This is a genomic window from Pseudomonas sp. RIT-PI-r (genome assembly GCF_001297015.1).
Classification (GTDB): Bacteria; Pseudomonadota; Gammaproteobacteria; order Pseudomonadales; family Pseudomonadaceae; genus Aquipseudomonas.
The window spans coordinates 116,485-141,654 of sequence record NZ_LIGE01000037.1; the positions used below are offsets into that span (position 1 = coordinate 116,485).

Below are 25,170 nucleotides of genomic sequence, written 5' to 3' on the forward strand. Positions count from 1 at the left end.
GGTTATCTCCCTGTCTCGACGCGATTGCGGGTTAGGCGGGTGACGGGGCGTTTGCCCAGCGTGCCTTCCAGTACCAGCGCCTCGTTCAGGCGATCACTGAAAAGACTCAGTTGAAAGCGGCCATTGCGGATGTTGGCGGTGCGGATATCCACCTGATAAGGGCTGTCTGCGAAGGTGAAACGCGTCGCCAGCGGTGGCGTGAAGGTCATGCCCAGTGCCTGGCTGGTGTACTCGGAACTCCAGCCCATCGCCCCCTCGCTGCCCCTGAGTTGCGAGGTGTCGAGCGGAGAAATCTCAAGGCGATAATGACTTTCCCTGAACAGGGTGAGTTCGTCGCTTCCCGGGATGATCGGCGTGCGGGTTTCCCCACCGGCCTCGATGACGACCAGCTCCACCTTCCATTGAAACGCTCGCAGTACCTTCAGCGTGAATGCCTGTTGTTTCCCGGCATGCAGCGTCAAGTCGGCGGTCACAATGAAGTCGCCTGCGCTTGCTGAATTGAACGGGAACACCGAACGCCCCTGAGCATCGGTGACAATCGTCAGTTCCTGCGCAGGGTTGCTGTTGACCTTCCACTGCACCGGATAATTGGGCACCGGCTGCGCGTTCGCTGCTGCGGACTCCTTCACATCGACCCAGAGCAAAGTCGGGCGCGAAGCATTGGCGATCGGGTAGCGAATCACCTGCGAGAAGTCGTGGATCAGTGCATCACTGGCCACCCACACGCTGACTTCGACCACCGGGTCGCTGCCCAACTGCGCATAGACCGTTAATGCACCCACCGGCGGTTGCGCCACGGAAAACACCGAGTAGCCGTCCCCGTCACTCGGCACCTCAACCTTGTCCGCCGCCGCGCTGGTCCACCACATCACCTTCTCACCGTCGAGAGGTGCATCGTCCAGCGCGACCACCCGGCAGCGTACCGGCAATGCACGATTGACCAACGCCACCCCAGAGATGACCGGAGCGCTGAAAATCCGCGGCTTATCGGCAAACACGATCGGCCGACTGAAGGTGAAACTGTGATTGCCCTCGACATTGCCGACTGTAATGGATGCATTCCCCGGGCTCAGGCTGGAGATCCACACCCGACTCAGGCCATCCTTGTCGGTGTAGGTCTGGCTCGGACGAATGTCGCCAAGCGTCGTCGACCATGCCACTTGCCGATGAGCGCCGCGGTTGCCGTAATCGTCGATCAGCACCGCGTATATCGGCTGCTCCCACAGGCGTCCGGCCGGAACCGGATCACGTGGCGGCAAATCGCTCAACTCGGAGTTGAACTTCAGCGTCGCCTCATCACAGTCGATGGTCACCGACGGGGCGTGCACCGGTTTGTACATCAGCACTCTGTAATGCAGATGCGCGGTGTCGACCCGGGCCCCTGCCTGCAATTGCGCCCGGGCGCGCCCCATGTCATCCGTGCGGATAACTGGCGTGAGCACCGCGCCCAGGTCGGTTGCCACATCGAGAACCACCCCCTTGAGTGGTTCGCCGTAGAGATCGAGCAGGGTAATTTCGAACTCCGCGACCTCCTGTGACAGATTGGCAATCAGTTGCGGATTGTCCACTACACAGCGAGAAGTGAAACTCTGGCCGACTTCCGCCGAATCGTGCGACATACCCGTGGTGTTGAACCGGGCCAGACTTTCCAGGGCATTTTGCGCCGCCTCTGCGTACAGCGCCTCCGGATCCAGCGGGTTCAACGATCCCAGCCTGAGGGCGGCGGTGATGTCCATTCCGCTTCGAGCCAGGTCGAACGTGCGGTCAAGCAAATCCAGCTGCGCCAGATTGCGCAGGATCGGCCAGGCCGGATTGCCGTTGTCTTCGCTCTCATGACTGATGTGCCCGGCGCACTCGAGTACGTGACGGATACCGCAGCCCAGGTAGCTGGCCAGTTTGTCGGCCGCCGCGTCACGCGCCAGGCGCAGGCCGTCTTCACTCATGTCAGCGGGCAATTGATTGACCTGGGTAAGGTAATCGAGGATTTTTTCTTCAGGCTGTCGGGCCCGCGATACCAGGCGCCGATAGAACGTCAGGTAATACACCACACGGATCGAAATCTGGTACGGGTTCTCCAGGCTGAACCATTCATACTGCTCACCCGCAAGCAACGTCGCGAGCAGGGTTGGCGTCAGTTGCAGTTTTTCCGCAATCCGCCCGCGCCGTTCAAGCTCGGCGAGCATTTGCAGAAATGAATCCGGCTGCTCCAGTACCCGCGATTTTTTCAGGTTCGGCAGGCTCATGGCTTCTTTCAGGAAGTCATAGGCCTGGCCTTGAGCCCACGCCAGCACTTGCACGGTCAGTAACGCGTCGAGCTTCAAATAGACCGAGAGAGCGCTCTCCACCACAACCCGTTGCTCGTCGCGAATACGCAGCACAATCGTGAGCAGAAGGGTTTCCAACGGTTCACGCAGCAGCTGATTATCGGGTCTTGAATAGATCGTCTGCACGACATCCTTGATCAGAAAAGTGGCGCGTTCCAGGTACTCGGCCTGGGTTTCGCCAATACGGCCGATCACCAGGCCATCGCTGTCCACCAGGTTTTCCAGCGCCGCTGGCCAGTCGATGAGCTGTTGCCTGTCATCGCGCTGCGGCGCACCTTCCTCGAGCAGTGTCGCCGGCTCCAGCCGCACTGCCTGTACCTTGCTGCGCATCTGACGCAGCAACTGTTCCTGGGATTCGCTCCAGACCGTCGGTACGTAGACCGGATTGACGTTCCGCACCAGCCACAGCGGCGACAGATCCTGCTCTTGGCACCATTGGGTGCAGGTCATCAAACCGCGGATGGCACTGAGGGCGTCGGCACCATCCGTCGAGCCGTAACTGGATACTTGCGGTTTGCCCGCCAGTTGCGCCGCCAGGCCTTCTCCCGCGCTCAAGGTCTGCAGCAGCGCCGTCGACTCGATCGGCGTCAGGTCGAACATTCGACCGAGGAACACCAGGCGCCAGAAACTCGAGAGAATCTCCAGGCTGCGGCTCAAATGTGTTTTCAGACCAAATGCCTCGGCGATCACCGTGGCCAGATAACGATAGGTTTCGAAGTTGATCTCCAGCGCGCTGCAGATCTGATGCACCGTTTGTTGTTCGGCCGAGGTGAGTGGCACGATTGCAAACTCGCCGTTGTCGATGCGCAGCGGCTCTTCATATAACGCTGCACGGTTGTACACGCGGTCATAGTGCGACAGTTGCCCGTCCTGACCGTAGACCGACAGCACGTCGATCAGCGCCGCAAACTCTTCGGCCTTGCACCCGTAAGCACGATTGAGATCCTTGTACAGGCCAAGACAGCGCAAGGTATTGGGGCGGATCCACACAGACGGCTCGCCAGTGCCACGATGTTCGGCGCGCATCGCGGCGCTGAGCAACTGATCGACGTGATGTGCGGGCAGTCCCAGCATGCGGTCCAGTCGACACTTGCGATTGATCCGGTCCATACGGTGTTCCAACTTTTCGAACTTGGTCTCCCCCACATGTACCAGTTCAAATTTCCCACCGATATCCGCAGGCACCAGTCCGATAGCCGGCGATTCTGCGCCATGGATATATCGGGCGCCGGCCACCTCTCCCGTCAGCGGCGTATCCGGGTCACCCAGCGCGGGCGCGTTGGCCGACAATTTCGGCGTGAAGACGCCGCGCCCCAGCAGACAATCGACCTCATGCTGATCCAGACGCGTTGCATCCCTGAAGATCCATAGTATGCGCAGGCTATCGAGGAAGTTCGCCAGACTGCCAAAGTTGGCAGGATAAAAATCCTCCGCAGAACGCAGTGGATGTGGATCGACACGCCGCGTCAACGGATCCACTCTGCGCAGGGGCGCCGCGGCCATTTCCGCATTGAGCGGGAAGTACGGATCTTCCAGCAATAACGACAGATGCAGTGGCCCGATGTCGCTGTCGAGCTGCATCGCGACATCGGCACGCGCCCCCCGGGCGCCGTCATTCTTGAAATACGGATAATCGACATCGACCCGGCGAATGATGCCGCCCAGAGCGCCATCCTTAAGCGCGGTACCGACGACATGGGCAATGCTCGCCCAGTCATGGTCGTAAGGCAGGCTGTTATGAAAGCGTATCGTGCGCAGGTACGATTTGACGTCGGGAAAAGGTCCGATCGGGCTGGCCAGAATCTGTGCTTCCAGCACCGAGTTGGCAATTTCCAGACGCGATTGCACGCGGGCAATTGCCATTTCATCAATCAACAACTCATCCACATCAGGTCGCCGCTCGGGCAACTTGATGGTCTGCGCCTTGTCACCGTATGGCTCGATGTTGTCGCGTATCCATTCACGTAACGCCACCATGTAGGCGGTGGTCGAAGCGCTGTGTTCGGGACTGCCTGGCGGCGCGGCGCCATCGACATCCGGCTGGAACATATCCATGTAGGAAGGCAAGGGCACCAGAGTATCTGCCACAGGCAGCGCCGGTTGCGGACGCAGGCTTTGCTCGCGAAACAGCCGGGCCATGTACAACGCCAGAGCGTTGCCACGGGCCAGCAATGTGCGTGTTTCTTTGCGTGTCAGGCCGAGGTCGTGCAATTGCGCCGGCCGCAGCTTGATCAGTTCGAATACGCTGGGATGCCGGTCGAGGTAGTCATCAAGGGGACGGGGCACGCTCGGGTCTTTCTCACCCAGCACAGCCCTGACCAATATATCGACCGGGCGATCGTCAGATGCATGCATAGCTGTATTTCCCCTTGGCAAAAAACACCTGCAACGACTCGCCCGGCGCGATGGCCGATGGCTGGCGTTACGTCGATTTAGCGCTGGATGCGCGAAACGCACCACTGTCATATCTGACAGTTTTTTTGACCGTCGGTCGTAAAGTGCGAATGAATAGGCCGGCAACACAGGCCCCTCGTCAGGGCCTGTGAACAGACTGCGAACAATCAACCGGCGTCGATGACGTTCAACTCGAACTCGGGAAGCGCTGGGGAGACAACGGTGCCCTTGTAAAGGCGCCCCCCCATCACGAAACGCCCCAGCGGCAAGGCTTCAGTCACAATCACCCATTGTCCTTGTGCATCAGCGATGCCCCGCCCCCATATCCTGGCGGGGTATCCCCATTGATACAGGCGCACTTCGCCACCTGGCATTGCCGTACCGCGAAACACCGCACGCGGCGATACTCCCGCCCCGCGCTGGGGGCTACTGACCACGAATAGCGCCAGCCTGTCATCGACTTTGAAGCTGGTCGTGGATGACCATTGCGACACCTGACCATCCATGCCATGCCTGGCCGAGATTCGGTATGGCGCCTCGCGTGGAAGTAAAGGGACTCGGGTGCGAACCGACCACTTGCCATCGGCATTCACTTGTGTAGCTGCCAACTGGGTTTCTTCATCATCATATTTGAAATAGATGCCCGCGCCCGGTACTCCCCTGCCAGCGAGCAGCGGTTGGCTCTCCAATATCTGATTGCCATCATCTGTCGGTTCGTCGATAAATGGTTTTTCGAATTCGGCACCAACCTGTGTCACTACCAGACTTCGATGCGGTAACAACCAGGCCGAATGGGCACCATCGCGTGACTGACGCACCGAATAGGCATAGGGCGTAGCGGAAACCGGCAACTGGATCTGCGAGTGCAGGGCCCAGCGCCCGTCGCGACCAACCCGGGTCCTGCCGAGTTCAGTTGCCACCGAACCTTCCTTGACGATCAAGACTTCAGCGCCCGGTTCTCCGGAACCTGAAAACATCGGATAGCGCCCGACCGACTGGCCGGCGAGCGGGTAATTCACACTGGGCGCCTCGAATCCGGCCGTCTTGCGCTCCACAATGAAGCGGGCACTCTCGAACCCTTCCGATCGGACACCGTTAAAGTTCTGACTTACCACCACACGCATGGGGCCTTCAGGTAGATCCTTGTTACCGACAACCGACCAGCGTCCATCGGTATCCGCAATCGCCGCCGGGGCCAGCACGTCAGCGGCGTTAGACCATGAGGCCACAGTGATGGTGGCCCCGGGTGTTGCCAGGCCGCTGAAAAGTGGGCGTACGCCAACCCAGTCGCCGGACAGTGGTTCGGTGAGGGACGGACGAGTGCCTAGCAAAGTGTAAGTGACGACCGGCGAAAGGGCAGAATTCAGACCTTGACCGGCAGAGGCCAACACATTGATGCCGTCCGTAGCGAGCAAGTTGTGAGCAACCGTTGCCGACCACGTTCCATCTGCCAATACCGGGGTCTGCGTCAACGTACTCGACACACTCCCGCGCCGATAGATGAGTATCGTGTCTCCTGCAAATCCGAATCCGGAAATTCGCAACTCACGCCCCAGATTCTCACCTGCCCGCGGTGTGTCGACCGAAGGTATGGCGGGCCCCACAGTCCCCACACGCTCAAGCGCATCACGGGCGTAGCCGCGCTGCCGCTGCCTCGCCTCCAGCGTCACGGGCCCGCCCGCCGGCAGCGTCACCTGCACCTGCCAGGTACCGTCGGCTTTCACTTCGATATCCTTGAGTAACGGCGTGTTCTGCCCCTTGATCGACAACTCGACGAAACCGGGAAACTGGCCCTCACCGGAAAACTGCGACACGCGCGCCGGTCTACCGTTTTGCACCGGCACCGTGATCCGCGGCTTTGGCACCCGTACCTTGACCGTGCGTGGAGTCGTCCGGTCAGAATGGTTGTTGCTGTCCCGAGTTTCTTGCTGGACAGCGTAGAAAGACAGATTCCCCGGCACCTGGTCTACCAGTGTGACCTGCCATTTCTTGTCCTGGTTTACGGCGCCGGCGCCTATCGACTGGTGAGTAGTGTTTGAATAAATCACCACCCAGCAGCCTGGATACCCCGTGCCCTCGATGATCGGGACCAGATCGACTTCGGCATTGGCGGCGGTGGTGATGCCCGGCTGCGGAGTTTTCACCGTGAACGTCCGGCTGGCGACCGTCGAGGTCCGCCCGCCAAAGGCTGCCGTTGCGGTGAGTGTGTACGTGGCAGGCGCCCACTCTTCAGCGGCGTTCCTTTCGAAGTTCCCACTATTATTGGCTGTCAGTGGCACATCGGGTTTGCCCGGAATCCTCAAAATGACTTGCGAACCGGGCCAGGCCGTACCACTGATTCGTGGACGCTGCCCGGAGGGCGTAACCGGTTCGAAAAACGACGGGGGCGGACACGCCACCGTCATGGAGAACACGGTGCTGTTGGCAGACCACTGATTGTTCACCCGTTGCCGGGCCGTCAGTTGGGCGTAATTGCCTGGAGGAAGGTCAGCGGTGGCAGAGGTTTCCCAGTTCAGGCTGGTCTGCACATTGGCCTTGGGCACATTCGCAAGGATTTCACCGTTGCTGAAGATGGAGACTTCAACTGCATTCGTCCTCCATTGATTACCCCGGCCCCTGAAAGTAGCTCGTTGCCCGCTGACCGAGACGGTGACTGATGTGGGTATCGGGGTCGGAATGTTGACTGTAATTTCACGCAGTATCCAGTCTGAGCTGTAGATCCGCCCGCTGCCACCATCGGAGACGCTTTGCCGGCCGCCGAAGCGGTAATTGCCAGGCAGCAGATCTGCTGGAATTACCTTCGACCAGTTGCCCCCTGAGACAATTGCGTCGAGGTACGGTGTGGGGTCTCCGCTGAAATGTATGTCCATGCGTACATCAGCGCCGTTATAGCCGGTGCCGGAAAGCGTGACGGTTTCGCCGTTGAGCGTTGATCTGATCGTAGCCTGGGACGGCCGCACCCTAAGTCGCAACGTTGACGCACCGACTGAGGTCACACCGGAAAAGACATGCACCGCGGTCAATGAATAACTGCCTGGTATCAAACTCACGTTAAGCGGCACTTCCCAGGTTCCAGTGATGGAGTTTACCGAGCCCGTCCCCAGGACTGTGCCGGCGACATCCCTTCTTATCTGGATGGTGCCCCCTTTGAACAGTGCATTGACCGTCCCTCCGACGGTGATTTGCATCTCTACTTCTTGATTCTGGTTGTGGCTGGTAATGGACGGCGCACCGAGGACCAACAATTTGTGGTCTGGCGCCAACCAGTTTGAAGTGCCGGTTCCATAACGCTGCCAGGCACTAAAGACCAACTCAGCGTTAGCTTGTGCATTGCTGCGTTCGAGAGTGGTCGTCCAGTTACCGTTGCCGTCGACGGGAATGTCCAGTTTGACGGACACTCCCCCCGGATGAGCTAGGTCGACCCGCGCGCCGGGAAGAGCCTTGCCGGTCAGGGTGAAGGTTTGCGCCACGACGGTGTTGAGAGTGGGCGAAGTTACCGTGGGTGCCCGCAAAATAATAATCGTCCGTGGCAGGCTGCGAGACTCGACCTGCCAGTATGGCCCTCCTCCCGCAGCATAAACTTCGTAAAACCCGGTAGATAACGAGTCATACAGCGACAAGCTCCATCGATCGTTACCGGGCACGTTTATCCTGTCGCCCAGTCTGGCGTTATCGCTGGCCCGTCGAATTTCTACCCATCCCGAATGCCCCGAATCACCTGTCCCACTGAATGAGGGCGTAGTTGTGAAAATGCTGCCAGAGGGAGGAGCAGTAATCTCCACCGGCTCCGCCACATGAAACCACCCAGTGTCCATCCAGCCGCTCCATTTGCCATTGCCGTAGAGCCTGTAATGGATTGCGTTTCGACTTCTGCGCAAGCTGCTCCCTGGCGTGAACACCAATGGATTTACATCCCCTTGATAATCCGACTTCATATATTTATGACTGTTTGTGTCGTAGTACTCCAGCTCGGCGGCAACGAGATTTTCTACAAAAGTCGTTGATCTGAACTGCGCACCACGCGGAACTACATATCCCCTTCCGGGAACCTCGAACTCAACAATCACGGCTTTTGCTTCGCCTTCAGAGTCGAGCTGGTCTGCCGTTTCTACAGGCTCAGGCAATGTGATTGAAAGGGTTTCATCAGCCATGATCGAATCTCGCGCAGAGGAGTAATGAGTGCCAGTTGACTCCCGGTCACCAATCTCCGTCTACCTGTAAAATCTGACAGTCCTGACGAACGGTCGAATTTCACTGAGGTGTATTTCGCGTTGTTTTCCCGACACGCCAAGAGGCTACGAAGCCTTATGCCTTTTGCCTGCATAGTCCTAAGAATCCAGCATCGGGTGATGGCGATCTGTCAATCGAAAGGGAGGGGCTTAACGGCGCAGAAGAGATTGGCGAGTGAGCGGCCAAACGCGCTGAGCGGATGAAGATCAAGAGATCGCAGCCTGCGGCAGCTCCTACCGGAGAGCAGGTTGCGATCTTTGCCTGTGTTGTGTCAGGCCGAGGCCGGCAATGGCTGGAAGCTGAAATACTGCTTCAACGCCCTGACCAGTTGCGCATATTCGGCAGGCGGTCGATGCAGGCTGAAACCGGCGTCGTAGTGTTGCGGGGTCGCGTCCTCATGGCACCAGAGGCAACATGCCGTAAGGTCGATGACCTGTTGACAGCCATCGCCCATGGGGATTTTCAGGCGCAGCTTGAAATCAACACCAATCATCATCGGCAACTGACTGATCAGCATCAGTCCGTCTTCGGACACGTTGCCGATGAAACCGATGGGTTTGTCGGTGACGCTGTTGAACACTCTGAGGAAATACGGCAATTGATGCCGTTCGATCCGGCGGTCGGTAAACATGCGCAGTTCGCCATGCAAGGCTCCATCACAGAGCCGCGCTGTGCTTCGGAACGAGCCTGTGGGCAGCCTCGCTCTCCCCGCTTCCGGTGTGCCGGTCGCTACGTCGCCGTCACTTGACCACTTGCCAGTCGCAGGTGTTGCCCCGGATCAGCGCCAATGCGCTGAAACCGGATCATTCGACTATAGCTCAGCCTGTACAGTCGGCCAGAGTTTGTATGACATCTGTCATCAGAAACGCGTCGGGCGTACCACGGCGGCTGCACTGCGGGTCGGGTAATGGCCCAGGCTTTCCAGGGTTTCCAGACGGGCCCGGGCGCGGTAGGCGTATTCGCTGTTCGGGTAAGAGGCCATGATGAACTGATAGGTCTGCGCCGCATCGACAAACATCTTTTGCCGTTCCAGGCACTGGCCGCGCATCATCGACACTTCCGGCCACACGTACGGGCGGGCGCGGCTGGCGCGTTCGACCTTGGACAGCTCGAGCATGACCTGTTCGCAATTGCCGCGATCATAGGCGCTGTAGGCGTTGTTCAAATGATGGTTCATCGACCAACGGGTGCAGCCCGTGACGGCGAGGACGCTGAGGGCAAGGGCGGCAATGGGTACGAATCGCATGAGGGTTCTCCTGTCTTGAGCAATGTATCGACCCAGGGTCGGAAATCTTCAGGCGCGTTTGTCCCAAAGTTGTCGCGTTCAATAAAGAAAGTATTAAGTAGTGCATTCGAACAATGACTACACCCCAAGAGCATAGTAGCCTTCGCTAGCGCTTGAACTCAGGAGTCTTTGCATGTCCGTCCGTCGTACCAAAATCGTCGCTACCCTTGGCCCGGCCAGTAACTCGCCGGAAGTTCTCGAACAGCTGATTCTGGCTGGTCTGGACGTTGCCCGTCTGAACTTCTCCCACGGCACCCCCGACGAGCACAAGGCTCGCGCGAAGCTGGTGCGTGACCTGGCCGCCAAGCACGGCCGCTTCGTCGCCCTGCTCGGTGACCTGCAAGGCCCGAAAATCCGTATCGCCAAATTCGCCAACAAGAAGATCGAGCTGAAGATCGGTGACCAGTTCACCTTCTCCACCAGCCATCCTCTGACCGAAGGCAACCAGCAAGTGGTCGGCATCGACTACCCGGATCTGGTCAAGGACTGCGGCGTGGGCGACGAGCTGCTGCTCGACGACGGCCGCGTGGTCATGCGCGTTGATACCCAGACTGACGACGCATTGCATTGCACCGTGACCATCGGCGGCCCGCTGTCCGATCACAAAGGTATCAACCGTCGCGGTGGCGGCCTGACTGCGCCGGCCCTGACTGAAAAAGACAAGGCCGACATCAAGCTCGCCGCGGAAATGGAAGTCGACTACCTCGCGGTGTCCTTCCCGCGTGACGCCGCCGACATGGAATACGCCCGTCAACTGCGCGACGAAGCCGGCGGTACTGCCTGGCTGGTGGCGAAGATCGAACGTGCCGAAGCCGTGGCCGACGACGAAACCCTCGACGGCCTGATCAAGGCGTCCGACGCGGTGATGGTTGCACGCGGTGACTTGGGTGTGGAAATCGGCGACGCCGAGCTGGTGGGCATTCAGAAGAAAATCATTCTGCACGCACGCCGCCACAACAAGGCTGTGATCGTAGCGACGCAGATGATGGAGTCGATGATCCAGAACCCGATGCCGACCCGCGCTGAAGTGTCCGACGTGGCCAACGCCGTGCTCGACTACACCGACGCCGTGATGTTGTCTGCCGAATCCGCTGCAGGTCTGTACCCGCTGGAAGCTGTGCAGGCGATGGCGCGCATCTGCGTCGGCGCTGAAAAGCACCCGACCGGCAAGACTTCCAGCCACCGCATCGGCAAGGAATTCACCCGTTGCGACGAAAGCATCGCACTGGCGACCATGTACACCGCCAACCACTTCCCGGGCGTTAAAGCGATCATCGCGCTGACCGAAAGTGGCTACACCCCGCTGATCATGTCGCGCATCCGTTCATCGGTGCCGATCTACGCGTTCTCGCCGCACCGTGAAACTCAGGCGCGTGCAGCGATGTTCCGTGGCGTGTACACCGTACCGTTCGACCCGGCTTCGCTGGAACCGCACGAAGTCAGCCAGAAGGCGATCGACGAGCTGGTCAAGCGTGGCGTTGTGGAAAAAGGCGACTGGGTCATCCTGACCAAGGGCGACAGCTACCACACCACCGGCGGTACCAACGGCATGAAGATCCTGCACGTGGGCGACCCGCAGGTCTGAGTGACGCGCTGAAAAACAAGAGCCCCGGCATGTGAGTGCCGGGGCTTTTTGTTTTCTGATCCAGGAGATGTGTCGACTGATCCGACGCCATCGCGAGCAGGCTCACTCCTACAGTTGAAATGCATTCTCCTGTAGGAGTGAGCCTGCTCGCGATGGCGTCAATCCAGTCAGCGAACCTATCAATGCCGTTTGATAAACCCGGTCAACGCCGCCAACGCTTCCGGCGAGCGCAGTCTTTGAGTGAACAATGCGCCCTCCTCCTCGATCACCTTACGAATCAACTCGCGATCCGGCGCCCTCATCAATTGCTTGCTGATGCGCACCGCTTCGGCCGGTAACTCATCGAAACGCAGCGCCACTTCCCGTGCCTTGCGCAACGCCGCATCACCACTGCCCAACGCCTCGGTGGCAATCCCCCACTGCGCGGCCTGTTCACCGCTAAAGCCTTCGCCGAGCAACAACAACTCCGCCGCTTTGGCCTGCCCGAGCAAACGCGGCAGGATCAAGCTGGAGCCAAATTCCGGGCACAAACCAAGATTGACGAACGGCATACGCAAGCGCGCATCGCGGCTGACGTAGACCAGATCGCAATGCAGCAACAGCGTGGTGCCGATACCCACGGCAGCGCCCGCCACAGCGGCAACCACCGGTTTGCGGCACTCAAGCAGACTGAGCATGAAGTGAAACACCGGGCTGTCGAGGTCGCTCGGTGGTTGCTGGACGAAGTCGGCGATATCGTTGCCAGCGGTGAAGCACTCGGCGCTGCCGGTGATCTGCACGGCGTTGATGGCGGGGTCGCTGTCGGCCTGTTGCAGGGCTTCGGCGAGAAGGCTGTACATCGCACGGGTCAGGGCGTTTTTCTTGTCCGGGCGGTTGAGGCGCAGGGTCAGCAGACCGCGTTCGCGTTCAAGCAGGATGGCGTCAGTCATGGTGGCTCTCGCATCGCAAGTTCAGCGCTCAACCACGGCTGAGAAAGACGTCGGCCAGCAGTTGATTACGCGGTAATCCAGCCAGATACAGACGTCGGGCGAAGGCATCGACACTGGCGGTCGAGCCGCAGACTAAGGCCAGGGTTTGCCGGGAAACAAGGCGCAGTTGCGCCAAAGCGGCGGCTGACTCTGCCGTCGTCCACAGCTCGACGCTGAGGTTTTCGCGCTGCGCGGCCAGCGCGGCAAGGGGTTTGGCCAGATAGTGCTCGCGCTCGTCATGAGCCAGGTGAATGACGCGGATCGCGCCTTGGTGATCCTGCCGCAAGGCTTCGCGCAATACGCCGAACAAGGGGCCCAGTCCGGTGCCGGCGGCCAGCAGCCACAGCGGTCGCGTGTGCCAGTCGGGATCGTAATGCAGTGCGCCGCCACGCAGCTCGCCGAGGCGGATCGGATCGCCAATCTGCAAGCGCCGCGCGGCATCGCTGAATTCGCCGGGCAGTCGGCAATCGAGGTGGAACTCGAGAAAGCGGTCTTCTTCCGGCAGGCTCGCCAGCGAATACGGCCGGGCGATGTGATCGATCCACAGCACCAGATGTTGCCCGGCGCTGTAGCGCAATGGCCGCTGCGGCGTCAGGCGCAAACGCAGGACGTTGTCGCTGAGCCAGTCCAGCGCTTCGACGGTTGCCGGGCGACCGTCGGTGAGCGGGTCGAAGGTATGCAGCTGCAGGTCTTCGATGACCTGACACTGGCACGCCAGGCGCCAACCGTCCTGGCGCTGCTCCGCGCTCAAGGCATCCGGGCGACTGTCGGCGGGCGAACCTTGCACACATTGCACCAGACAGGCATGACAACTGCCGGCGCGGCAACTGTAGGGGACGGCGACACCGTTCTGATTCAGCGTATCGAGCAGATTGGTGCCCGATACCACTGACCAGTACCGATCACCGACACGAAGTTCAGGCATCGATGTTCTCCCACGCCGCCGCACAGCGATTGCGACCGTCACGCTTGGCCCGGTACAGCGCCTGATCGGCGCGCTGCAAGGCATCGTCCAGGTCATCGCCCAGTTCCAGCAGGGTCATGCCGGCGGACAGGCTAAGGTTGCGCACATTCAGACCCACCAGTTCGACATCGGTAAAGGCAATGCGCAGACGCTCGCAACACGCGGTCAATCGGTCGGCATCGCAATCGGGCAGCAGCACCACGAATTCCTCACCACCATAGCGCGCCAGGACATCGCCGTCGCGCAGGCAGGCGCCGGCGACACCGGCGAAAGCCTGCAACACTTGGTCGCCAGCGGCATGCCCGTGCAGATCGTTGATGCGTTTGAAGTGGTCGAGGTCGATCAGCGCCAGACCATGAGCCACACCGTTGTCCATCGCATTCAGTTCGCGTGAAGCCAGACGCAGGAAATGCCGACGGTTGAACAGCCCGGTCAACTCGTCGGTGGCCACCAGGTCTTCGAGTTGGCGCATCATTCCGCGCAGGGTGTCCTGATGCGCCTGCAAGGCAAAACGACGCTGGCGCTGGCGTTGCCGCGAGACCTGCACGAAGCGCGCATAAAGCACCAGCCATGCCAGCACCATCGCCAGAATGCACACCTGCAACGCCGCGAGCGCAGGCTCCGGCAACAGAAAGTGATAACCGTCCCACAGGGTGATCGCGCAAAAGCTGAAGAACACCAGCAGCGCACAGCGAATGAATGCACGCCGAGTGAGGTGGAACAGGCCGAACAGCAGAATCAAAACATAGAAGACCAGAAACGCCCCGCGCGCTTCATCCAGATGGGCGATCAGCCAGGTCTGCCAGCCAAGCCCGAGGAGGACTTGCACTTCGGTCAGGCTGGGGTCGGCGAAGCGTTGGTTACGTCCGGTCCAGAACAGCACGAACAGGGTCGCCTGGCTGCTCACCACCAAGGCGCTGCCAATGGCCACGGAACTGAGGGTCTGGTCGTAATGCCCGGTAAAAAACGCCAGCCACAGCAGCAGCAAAGCCAATCCGTAGGTGGCTGCAGCGAGGGCAAAACGTTTTAGTAAAAGACGTTGAATGGCGTTATGGGTCAATCGTTGACTCACCGTGCGATAGGAGGCTGACTGAGTGTCCTACTCTACAGACCGGCTGCCACTTTAGAGGCGTAGTCGATAAATGACCACCGATTTTCGGGCTCGAAATTTGACGTCAAAAGTGTGGCCTGCGTATACCGCCAAAAGCCCCTCACCCTAGCCCTCTCCCAGAGAGAGAGGGGACTGACCGAGTTGTTTGCTGGCAATACGCCGACCTGAAATACCGAGCCGAACTCAGGTTAGAACAACATAAGATCGGCTCCCTTTCCCGAGCTGAACTCAGGTTTGAACAGCACGAAGATCAGCTCCCTTTCTCGAGTCGAACTCAAGTTTGAACAACATGAAGATCGGCTCCCTTTCCCCCTCGCCCCCTTTGGGGGAGAGGGTTGGGGTGAGGGGGTAGATCTTGAAGTGCAAACCCGCTGTCCGATATTCGCCCACCCATGCGACCAACGAATGACTGCCGGCGCGTGTACGCCCCATCGAGGCGGGGTATACTGCCGCGCCTTTTTAGCGTCGCGCCAGCAGCCCCGGCGTGCCTTGAAAGGTGCTTGCGACCGACCGATGTACCCAAGCCGCAGGCACCTTATTGAATGTTCCCGTCTTTTAGAGGAGCGCGACTCATGACCGTGATCAAGCAAGACGACCTGATTCAGAGCGTTGCCGACGCCCTGCAGTTCATTTCCTATTACCACCCCGTGGATTTCATCCAGGCGATGCACGAAGCCTACCTGCGCGAAGAATCGCCAGCGGCCCGTGACTCGATGGCGCAAATCCTGATCAACTCGCGCATGTGCGCCACCGGCCACCGCCCGATCTGCCAGGACACCGGTATCGTCACTGTGTTCGTGCGCGTCGGCATGGACGTGCGTTGGGATGGCGCCACCATGGGCCTGGACGACATGATCAACGAAGGCGTACGTCGCGCCTACAAACTGCCGGAAAACGTCCTGCGTGCCTCGATCCTCGCCGACCCGGCGGGCGCTCGGAAAAACACCAAGGACAACACCCCTGCCGTGATTCACTACTCCATCGTCCCGGGCAACACCGTGGAAGTGGACGTGGCGGCCAAGGGCGGCGGTTCCGAGAACAAGTCGAAAATGGCCATGCTCAACCCGTCCGACTCGATCGTTGACTGGGTATTGAAGACCGTTCCGACCATGGGCGCCGGCTGGTGCCCACCGGGCATGCTCGGCATCGGCATCGGCGGCACCGCCGAGAAAGCCGCTGTGATGGCCAAGGAAGTGTTGATGGAATCCATCGACATCCACGAGCTGAAAGCCCGTGGCCCACAGAACCGCATCGAAGAAATGCGTCTGGAGCTGTTCGAGAAGGTCAACCAGTTGGGCATCGGCGCCCAGGGCCTCGGTGGCCTGACCACCGTGCTCGACGTGAAAATCATGGACTACCCGACCCACGCCGCCTCGCTGCCGGTGTGCATGATCCCGAACTGCGCTGCCACCCGTCACGCGCACTTCGTGCTCGACGGTACAGGTCCAGCCTCGCTGGAAGCGCCACCGCTGAACGCCTACCCGGAAATCGTCTGGGAAGCCGGCCCTTCGGCCCGTCGCGTTAATCTCGACACCCTGACCCCGGAAGACGTGCAGAGCTGGAAGCCGGGCGAAACCGTCCTGCTCAACGGCAAAATGCTCACCGGTCGCGACGCCGCGCACAAGCGCATGGTCGAGATGCTCAACAAGGGTGAAACCCTGCCAGTGGATCTGAAAGGCCGCTTCATCTACTACGTCGGCCCGGTTGATCCGGTCGGTGACGAAGTGGTTGGCCCGGCTGGCCCGACCACCGCAACGCGGATGGACAAGTTCACCCGGCAGATCCTTGAGCAGACCGGCCTGTTGGGCATGATCGGCAAGTCCGAGCGCGGCCCGACCGCGATCGAAGCGATCAAGGACAACAAAGCCGTGTACCTGATGGCTGTCGGCGGCGCTGCTTACCTGGTGGCTCAAGCGATCAAGAAGTCGCAAGTGCTGGCGTTTGCCGAACTGGGCATGGAAGCGATCTACGAGTTCGAGGTCAAGGACATGCCGGTCACCGTTGCGGTGGACAGCAAAGGTGAGTCGGTGCACATCACCGGTCCTGCGATCTGGCAACAGAAGATCAGCGAAAGCCTGGCGGTAGAAGTGCAGTAAGCGTTTCGCCGTTTTGAGAGGCCAGCCTGTCACGCGACAGGCTGGCCTTTTTTGTATTCGCATCGGCAAAAAAACCGCCAATCAATGCTGCTGGAATTCATAGATCCCAGCATAAAGCACCTGTCAGATCTGACAGGTTACCAACTCCCCTTATCTTGATAGCGTCTATCCACCTGCGCCCCCGCATTGTGCATTGGATCAGATCATGGCCGATCAAGAGTTGAGCATCGTTACCCCATCGATCGAGAAGAGTTCGACGATCGCCACCATCGGAAAAAGCTGGGGCGCGGTAGGTCCGACCGGTGCGGCGTCGTTTGAGCTGCCTATCCCTGCGTCCGCCGGGCGTGGTTGGGACCCACAACTGTCATTGACCTACAGCAGCCAGGCCGGTAACGGACCCTTCGGTATCGGCTGGAATCTGGGCATTGGCCAGATCAGCCGTCGCACCCATAAAGGTGTGCCGCGTTATACCGATCACGACGAAATCATCGGTCACGACGGCGAAGTGTGGATGCCCGAACTGGACGCTGCAGGCGAACTGAAGTCGCGCACCGAGTCGAGTTACAACGGGGTCGACGTCGGCCCGCACACGGTCGTGCGTTACTGGCCTCGGGTCGAAAGCGACTTCGCTCTGCGCGAACGCTGGCAAGCGGATCCAGATCTGCCGCCGTTCTGGTTGATACACGGCGCTGACGGCTCATTGCATGTTTATGGAAAAACCGCGGCCAGCCGCCGTGCGGACCCGGACCCGGCCCCCGACAAAGCACTGCGAGTCAGCAGTTGGTTACTCTGCGAAAGCATGAATGCGCGCGGCGAGCACATCTGCTTTGAATACCTGAGCGACGATGATAACGCCGACCCAGTGCATGACTACCGCGCCCAGCGCTATCTGCACCGGGTGTTCTACGGTAACGCCAGCGCCAGTGCAGACTTGTACGCGTGGAGCAACGACAATCCTGCTGACTTGCACTGGCATTTTCACCTGTTGTTCGATTACGGCGAGCGCAGTCGCGACCTGAGCGAAAAACCCGTGTATGACGGCATCGAATTGCAACCCTGGCTGCAACGCGGTGATCCGTTCTCGACATACGGCCAGGGATTTGAAATCGGCACCCGCAGGACTTGCCAACAAGTTTTGATGTTTCATCACTTCACGCAAGAAACCGGCTCCCCCCCGACACTCGTCCGACGCTTGTTGCTGGAGTACCGCAACGTCGAACCGGGATGGACCTACAGCCAGATCAGCGCCGCTCACTATCAGGCCTGGGATGCCGATGGCAGAGTGGAAAATACCCCACCGGTCGAATTCGATTACACAGCGTTCGAGATCAACAAGACCGCGACACGCCTGTTTGCAACGGACACCATGCCTGGCATCGATGATGGCGCTAACTATCAATGTGTCGACCTGTACGGCGAAGGCGTTCCGGGGTTTCTCGCACGGTTTGACCAGTGCTGGTACTACCGCGAACCACAACGCGGCGAGTCAAGCCCGGAAGCCATCGATTATGGCCCTTGGACAGCGCTGCCGGCAGTGCCTGTCGCCAATCGCAGGCAGCCGGTGCAGCAATGGCTGACCGATCTGACCGGTGATGGACGTCTGGACTGGATCAGCGCGCAACCGGGCAACAGCGGCTTTTTCACATTGAGCGCCGAGCGCAAATGGGCGCCGTTCAGCACATTCACAACGGTGCCAGTGGAGCTTACCCATACCCTTGCGCAGTTGGGCGATCTGGTCGGCGACGGACTCAGCTCACTGGCGCTGATAGGCCCACGCGCCGTGCGCCTGTATGCCAATCAACGTGAGGACGGCTTTGCCCGTGCCGAAGACGTCGCCCATGAAATCGATGACGACCGTCTGCCAGTGTTCAGTAACTCAGCCACGGAGCTGGTGTTTCTGGGCAACATGCTCGGCAGTGACATGAGCGAGCTGTGCCGGATTCGCTACAACGAAATCAAATGCTGGCCCAACCTTGGACACGGCAAGTTCGGCAAAGGCCAGGTGATCAGCGCCCTGCCCTTTACGTATGCCGGGTTCAATGCGGCGCAGGTGCGAATAGCCGATCTCGACGGGTCTGGCGCACCGGCTCTGATCTACCTGAAATCCGACGCTTTCGAGATTTACCGCAATCACGGTGGTAATGGCCTGGAGCAAACACCGGTGATTGTTCCGTGGCCGGAAGGCATTCGTTACGACCCGTTGTCCCGAGTGACGCTGGCTGATGCACAGGGCCTGGGCTGCGCCAGTCTGATTCTGAGCGTTACGCACATTGAACCGCAGCACTGGCGTTATGACTTTGTCGCAGCCAAGCCTTATCTGCTCAATGCCACCAATAACAACATGGGCTGCAGCACTCGTGTCAGCTATCGCAGTTCCGCACAGGCATGGCTTGATGAAAAAAGCGAACGACTGGCAAAACAACCGCTTGTCGCTCCTGCCTGCTACCTGCCTTTTCCCGTGCAGGTGGTCAATCAGCAATTGCAGGAAGACGAGGTCACCGGCAACCGCACAATGCAAATGACCGAATACCGTCACGGCGTCTATGACGGTCGGGAGCGCGAGTTTCGCGGCTTCGGCCGGATCCAGCACACCGACAGCGAAAGCGCGACGGGAAATGATGAGGTCGGCTTCACCGCACCGGTCCGGGTGTGTACCTGGTTTCACACCGGGCAATCCATGACCGCACCCCGCGAAGGCTACTTCACGGAAGATTCCGAGGCCGTGGCACTGGGTGGCACCTTGTACAGCCGCTATCACCACGGCGATGAATACGATGAGCCGGTGACCCCGCCCGACGCCGATACCGAATATGAAATTGCCCGGGCACTGGCGGGGTCGATCATCCGCAGCGAAACCTATGCCGCCGACGATGATTCGCTCCTGCCATATACAGTCCAAGAGCATCGCTATCTGGTGCGTGAAGTACGCCCCCGAGGTGAGCATGATCCCGCAGCCGTGCTGTTGCCACTGGCACTGGAACACATCAGTTATGCCTACGATCGCTTCATCAACGACCCACAATGCCGGCACGAGATCACCTTGCGTCGTAACCGTTACGGCCTGCCGACTCATGCTCTCACGGTCAGTTATGCACGCCGCCGCGACCCGACGGATACGCCGCCCTTTACTGACCCGGATGAACAGCAATGGTGGCTCGATGCGCATGATCAGGCCCAGCAGTCTTACTACCTGAGCGAGGCCCGCGCACGCTACATCGACCTCGATGCAAACCCGCAGCAATGGCGGTTGGGGATGCCGTGGCAGCAACGCAACAATGCCCTGGTATTGCCCAAAGGGGAGCTCCCCACAGGCCTGAACCCGCAACAGATCGGTTACGAGGCGTTGAACGCGCATCTGGACTCAGTCCACTGGAATACCGGGCGAGTACTGACGATGCAGTCAATACAGCGTTATCTCAAGAGTGCAGACATGTCGCCGCTGCCCGAGGGGCAGAGTGATTTCGAAGCGCTGGTCGCGCCGCTGGAACTGGCACAGATGGACAGGACCGCCCTGGACGCTTACGGCGATCTGCCAGACTTCGACATTCGGGCGGCGTTGAAGGAAATCGGCTACACGGCGATGACGCCCCTGTTCGAACCTGCGCCCCTGCCGGAGGCAGAAGAGAATCTCTGGTCCTCGCATTACGGCTACGCGCAATACGCAGGTCCCGACAGTTTCTATAAAGTCCTCAAGTACCGTGAAACCCTCAGCCACGGCTGGACGACGGCGCAATATGATGACTACTGCCTGGCAATCAACCGCGTCGAACTGCCGGACAAGTGCACGACCCGGATCATCTATGACTATCACGCGTTACAGCCAACCTGCATCGTCGATGCCAATGAAAACCTTCAGGAAGCGCTTTACGAACCGTTCGGCCAACCGCTGGCCACCAGTTTTCACGGCACCGAAAACGGCATTGCCGTTGGTTTCCATTCCCTGAGCGAATACCAGCGCCCGGTGGATTATCGCCCGGACGCAGCAATCGAGAACCCGGCGGCGGCCGTGCAAAAAGCCGCCAGCACTTTGCGCAAGGATCTGTTCAGCTGGATGGGCCAGCTCCCGCCTGATACAGAAGAGGCAAGCCAATGGATTGCGCAAGGTTACATTCTGCCCAGTGGACATATTCGTGCCAGCGCGCGCCAGCGCCTGCAACACGGCGCAGGCCTTTCCCGCGCAGAACAAGTCTTGAGCCAGCTCGTTGCCAGTGCTCGCCGTGAACCGGTGCACAGCGTTTTGCTGAGTGCCGACCGCTATCCCCATGACGACGTCCCGGCACAGATACAGATCATCAAGGCTTGTGTGGACGGTTTCGGCCGCGCGCTGCAAACCCAGCAGCTTGTCGCTCCTGGCCAGGCGTATGAGGTGACCGACGAGGGCGCGCTGACACTTGATCGCGGTGAGCTGCGCGAGGTCTTTGCCGAGTCGCGCTGGCGCATCAGCGAACGGGTCGAATACAACAACAAAGGCCTGGCAGTGCGGCAATTCCGGCCGTTCTTTGCCGATACCCATGGCTACGTCAACGATGTTTCCCTGCGCGAGCACGGCTATTTCGATCAGCAGTTCTACGACCCCATGGGCCGGCCGGTCAAACTGATCAATGCCAAGGGCGATTTTTCCCGTGAGACCTATCATCCCTGGTATCAGACCAGTGAAGACTTCAACGACACCGACGGGTCGGACGCATGATCGCCAGTGTCGCCTGGCGTACGCCATCACTCATCGTCAGTGATGGCTGCGGCTTGCCGGTGCGACAGATTGCTTACTTGCGTACGTTTGCCGGTGACACGGCCGAAGTGCTGGTTTCGCGTCGCCAGCATGACTTGAATGGCGAACCGCTCGATGTCCGAAGCGTCGATGCTGGCAGGCGCCTGACATTGCCCGGGCTGGCCGGTGAGGCACTTGAGCGTTGGGATGAGCGCGGCAACCATTGGCGAAGCACGCAACTGCGTTACGACGTTGCCGGACAGCTCAACTTCAATGAGGCCGAGGAAGGCTTGTCATCGCTGAAACTGGCGAAAATCCGCAGCACCCTTGATGAACTCGATGCGATGGTCACGCGATTGACCGTAACCACCAACACCGCGTTTGCCGAATTGGGGATCAACGAGTTTTACGATGAACAACACGCAATGCGCGACTACATGATCGATCTGGCACTGAACCGGATCGGCACGGCAAAGGCGAGAACATTACGCCAGTCTGACGCGGCACGGATTGCGGGAAACGCCCGCGATAGCGTTGGGGGCGCTCGAGATCTGCTGAGCCTGTATCAGACGAAAGTCCCCGCCATTCGTAATCGGTATCGGGGCAAATGACTTGCACAGTGCTGATGCCCGCCGGGCATGGGGCGTCTGACATGAGCGCCAGCCCCCACTGGCGTACTCCGCGATTGCACGTCATCGACAACCGCGGCTTGCCAGTGCGTATCGTGGAGTACTTGCGCACTGCGGCAGGCAAAACCAGTCAATCGCTCATCACTCGCCAAGTGCATGACCTCAACTCACGGATATCGGCACAGTGGGATCCGCGTCTGTTCGGCATCGCGTCGAAAGCCAACATCCACACCGTTCATGGGCTGGCCGGCAGCCCGCTGAAAATCGACAGCGTCGATGCCGGCTGGCGCGTGAGCCTTCCCGGGCTGGCAGATGAAGTACTGCAAAGCTGGGATCAGCGCGGCAACCACTGGCGCTACCGCTACGACGCGTTGCTGCGGCCGGTTGAAGTGATCGAGAACGGAAAAATCCAACGTGAACAATTCACCTATGGCGATCACAACGCCAACGCCGCACATAATCTGCGTGGGCAATTGCTGACATTGCAGGAACCTTGCGGCCTGTCGACCTGGCCGAGTTTCAGTCTGCTCGGCCAACCGCAGGTGCAGATCAGGACCTTCGACGATGGCATCGGGTATTGCAGCGCAGAGACTTACGGCCCACTGAACCAGACACTGACGCAAACCGATGCCGGTGGTCATCGACAAAACCTGCACTATGACCTTGCCGGGTACCTCAGGCAGGTGACGCTTTTGCGCCACGGTGAAAGCGAGCTGCAGCCAGTCTGGCTGGATATGCAGTACAACGCGGCCGGACAGCTCATCGAACAGCGCGCCGCCAGTGACATGCTCAGTTGCTGGCATTACGACCCGCGCGATGGACGGCTGAACCGCTCACACGCTTCGATTCCCGGACAGGCTGCGCGGCAACATCTGGCGTATGCCTATGACCCTGCCGGAAACGTATTGCACATCAAGGATCTGACCTTTCAGCCCGTGTACTTCGCCAACCAACTCATCGACGGCGAGCGGCATTTCGAATATGACTCACTCTACCGCTTGATCCGCGCCAGCGGCCATGATGCCTCCCCGGCCAGCGAACTGCCCGGTCGTCCGCTGCCAAGCGACCCGCAAAACCTGCGCAATTACACCCAGCACTTTGATTACGATCAAGGCAATAACCTGACTCGACTGGTGCACGCGCGCGAAGTCGGCGGCTACACGCGGCAGATGCTCATCGATCCTGCGAGCAACCGTGCCCTGCGTTGGAAAGAAGCAGATCCACCCCCCGATTTCGCCACGTTTTTCGACGCCCACGGCAACCAGCGAAAACTCCAGCACGGTGCTGCTCTGCTCTGGAACACGCAAGACCAGTTATGCCAGGTGACACTGCTCGAACATGCCAATGGACTGGCGGATGATTGTGAAGTCTATGTCTACAGTCAGGGCGAGCGCGTCGGCAAACGCCACGAAACCCATACCGCCCGTGCAACGCATTATCTTCAGGTGCGTTACCTGCCAGGCCTGGAAATTCGTACCCGCGATAACGGCGAAGAACTGCATGTCATTTCCCTGCCCGGCAACGTGCGCTGTCTGCACGGGCGGAAAAACCCCCCCGCCAGTGTCGAAAACAATCAGCTGCGTTACAGCCTCGACGATCATCTCGGTTCAAGCATGATCGAGGTTGACCAACTCGGCCGGCTCATCAGCCGCGAAACCTACTATCCGTTCGGCGGTACGGCGCTTTGGCTACCCGTTTCAAGCACGCTGGTGGACTACAAGACTGTGCGCTACAGCGGCAAGGAAATGGACGTCAGCGGCCTGTATTACTACGGCAGGCGCTATTACGCCCCCTGGCTGCAGCGCTGGATCAGTGCCGACCCGGCGGGAGATGTCGACGGACTGAATTTTTATGCGTTCGTGGGCAACGATCCGATCGGCAACATTGACCTTGAAGGAACCAGCAGGTGGCCAAGCAAGGCGGCACTGGATGAAGGGCTGCGCAAAATGGCCGCCTCGAGTCTCGAAGGCGATGAACGCCGGCGCCAGCGCAACGCCCCCGGCCGGGCCAGACAATCACTTTCAAAAGCGATCGATCGACACCTGAATATCCTCGCCATCTCGCTGCGGCGTGGCGTCGATGCGCAACAGCAGATTCTCAATCACCGCTCGAGCGCCGACTTCGCGGTTTCGTCCTTGCGTCGGGGCGCTGTACACCTCACCGGACAAGTCGTTTCCTATGGTGCCGGAATTGCCGTCGGCATCGGCGCCCAGGCCTTGGGGGCTGTCGCTCCGGGGGCGGGAAATGTGGTGGGGATCGCCATGGGATTCGGCGCGAAAAAAATCGTCAGTGCCCTATGGGATTATGCGGCGGAACGCACCGGAGCCAGTGCCTCGATCAAGTTCAAGGCCAGCCGCGTGTCGATGGAAAAAATCATCCTGAAAGCCGAATACAAAACCATGTCAGCCATCGATTACATCCAGCAGAAATATTCAAAAATGCTGCCCGACACTCGAAAAGGCGGATTGAAGGGTCTCAAGGAAGCAACCGGCACGGCCATCGGTCTGGCAGCCAAATCATTAGCGCCCAACGCAGCGAGTGAAATCAGCGCGACTGCCAGTACCGTGCTCGGCGCCGTGGAAATATTCCATGAAATGGCAGGGGGCAGTGGTGAACTTTCGGCAGAGAAAATCGCCAAGGGCGATCGTAACCTGACAAACCTGATCGGCGCGTTGAATAGCAATCTGGCCGAGATTACCTCGCAATTTGCCACGACAGGCGTCAGCGCCATGAACACCTTCAGTTTCTTCGGCGAGAGCGCTGGCGATTCGGTCGAAAGCCTGACCCAGGCGACTCGCTCGGTGATCAGCGAACTGACCTACGCGCGAACGATGCTGCGTTCCCACTCGCGAAAATTCGCTCAGGTCTGATCGGCT

12 protein-coding genes are annotated in these 25,170 nt (G+C 59.6%); 5 read left to right on the forward strand and 7 right to left on the reverse strand.

Translation table 11 applies throughout. The annotated features are described in order from the left end of the window. Positions 1–2: 2 nt before the first annotated feature. From AK821_RS22695 to AK821_RS22710, 4 genes are all read right to left on the reverse strand, one after another. Complete coding sequence (locus AK821_RS22695; protein WP_236708334.1) at positions 3–4,610, reverse strand: Tc toxin subunit A; 4,608 nt, start codon at positions 4,608–4,610, stop codon at positions 3–5. Between the two features lie 275 nt (positions 4,611–4,885). After that, positions 4,886–8,869 carry an Ig-like domain-containing protein gene (locus AK821_RS22700; protein ID WP_064391840.1) on the reverse strand — a complete coding sequence of 1,328 codons (3,984 nt, stop codon included), beginning with the start codon at positions 8,867–8,869 and terminating at the stop codon, positions 4,886–4,888. Between the two features lie 350 nt (positions 8,870–9,219). Continuing rightward, entirely contained in the window at positions 9,220–9,579 is a 360-nt protein-coding gene (locus tag AK821_RS22705; RefSeq protein WP_064392150.1) for a PilZ domain-containing protein, read from the reverse strand. Between the two features lie 228 nt (positions 9,580–9,807). Next, positions 9,808–10,194, reverse strand: coding sequence for a tetratricopeptide repeat protein (locus AK821_RS22710; protein WP_064391841.1), 387 nt, complete (start codon positions 10,192–10,194; stop codon positions 9,808–9,810). Positions 10,195–10,366: 172 nt separating this feature from the next. Here AK821_RS22710 and pyk point away from each other — a divergent pair, with 172 nt between their 5' ends. Beyond that, positions 10,367–11,818, forward strand: a complete 1,452-nt coding sequence (gene pyk / locus AK821_RS22715; protein WP_034153448.1) for a pyruvate kinase — start codon at positions 10,367–10,369, stop codon at positions 11,816–11,818. A 179-nt stretch (positions 11,819–11,997) separates the two neighbouring features. Here pyk and AK821_RS22720 read toward each other — a convergent pair whose 3' ends face one another. Genes AK821_RS22720 through AK821_RS22730 form a run of 3 tightly spaced genes read right to left on the reverse strand, consistent with a single transcriptional unit; the run spans position 11,998 to position 14,810 of the window. Continuing rightward, a complete protein-coding gene (locus AK821_RS22720) occupies positions 11,998–12,747 on the reverse strand; it encodes an enoyl-CoA hydratase-related protein (RefSeq protein WP_064391843.1) in 750 nt (249 codons plus the stop codon). 28 nt (positions 12,748–12,775) lie between these two features. Continuing rightward, entirely contained in the window at positions 12,776–13,711 is a 936-nt protein-coding gene (locus AK821_RS22725) for an iron-sulfur-binding ferredoxin reductase (RefSeq protein ID WP_064391845.1), read from the reverse strand. Continuing rightward, positions 13,704–14,810: a GGDEF domain-containing protein gene (locus AK821_RS22730; protein ID WP_064391847.1), complete on the reverse strand. Its 1,107-nt coding sequence runs from the start codon at positions 14,808–14,810 to the stop codon at positions 13,704–13,706. Before AK821_RS22730 ends, AK821_RS22725 begins: the two co-directional genes overlap by 8 nt. A 623-nt stretch (positions 14,811–15,433) precedes the next feature. Between AK821_RS22730 and AK821_RS22740 the strand changes: the two genes are divergently transcribed. From AK821_RS22740 to AK821_RS22755, 4 genes are all read left to right on the forward strand, one after another. Then, positions 15,434–16,957: a fumarate hydratase gene (locus AK821_RS22740; RefSeq protein WP_064391851.1), complete on the forward strand. Its 1,524-nt coding sequence runs from the start codon at positions 15,434–15,436 to the stop codon at positions 16,955–16,957. A 205-nt stretch (positions 16,958–17,162) separates the two neighbouring features. Next, complete coding sequence (locus AK821_RS22745; RefSeq protein WP_064391853.1) at positions 17,163–21,647, forward strand: SpvB/TcaC N-terminal domain-containing protein; 4,485 nt, start codon at positions 17,163–17,165, stop codon at positions 21,645–21,647. Next, the gene (locus tag AK821_RS22750; RefSeq protein WP_064391855.1) at positions 21,644–22,276 is read left to right on the forward strand and encodes a hypothetical protein; all 633 of its coding nucleotides are present in this window, start codon (positions 21,644–21,646) and stop codon (positions 22,274–22,276) included. The genes AK821_RS22745 and AK821_RS22750 overlap by 4 nt, the downstream gene beginning before the upstream one ends. Positions 22,277–22,317: 41 nt before the next feature. Further along, positions 22,318–25,164 carry an RHS repeat domain-containing protein gene (locus AK821_RS22755; RefSeq protein WP_064391857.1) on the forward strand — a complete coding sequence of 949 codons (2,847 nt, stop codon included), beginning with the start codon at positions 22,318–22,320 and terminating at the stop codon, positions 25,162–25,164. Positions 25,165–25,170: the final 6 nt, after the last annotated feature.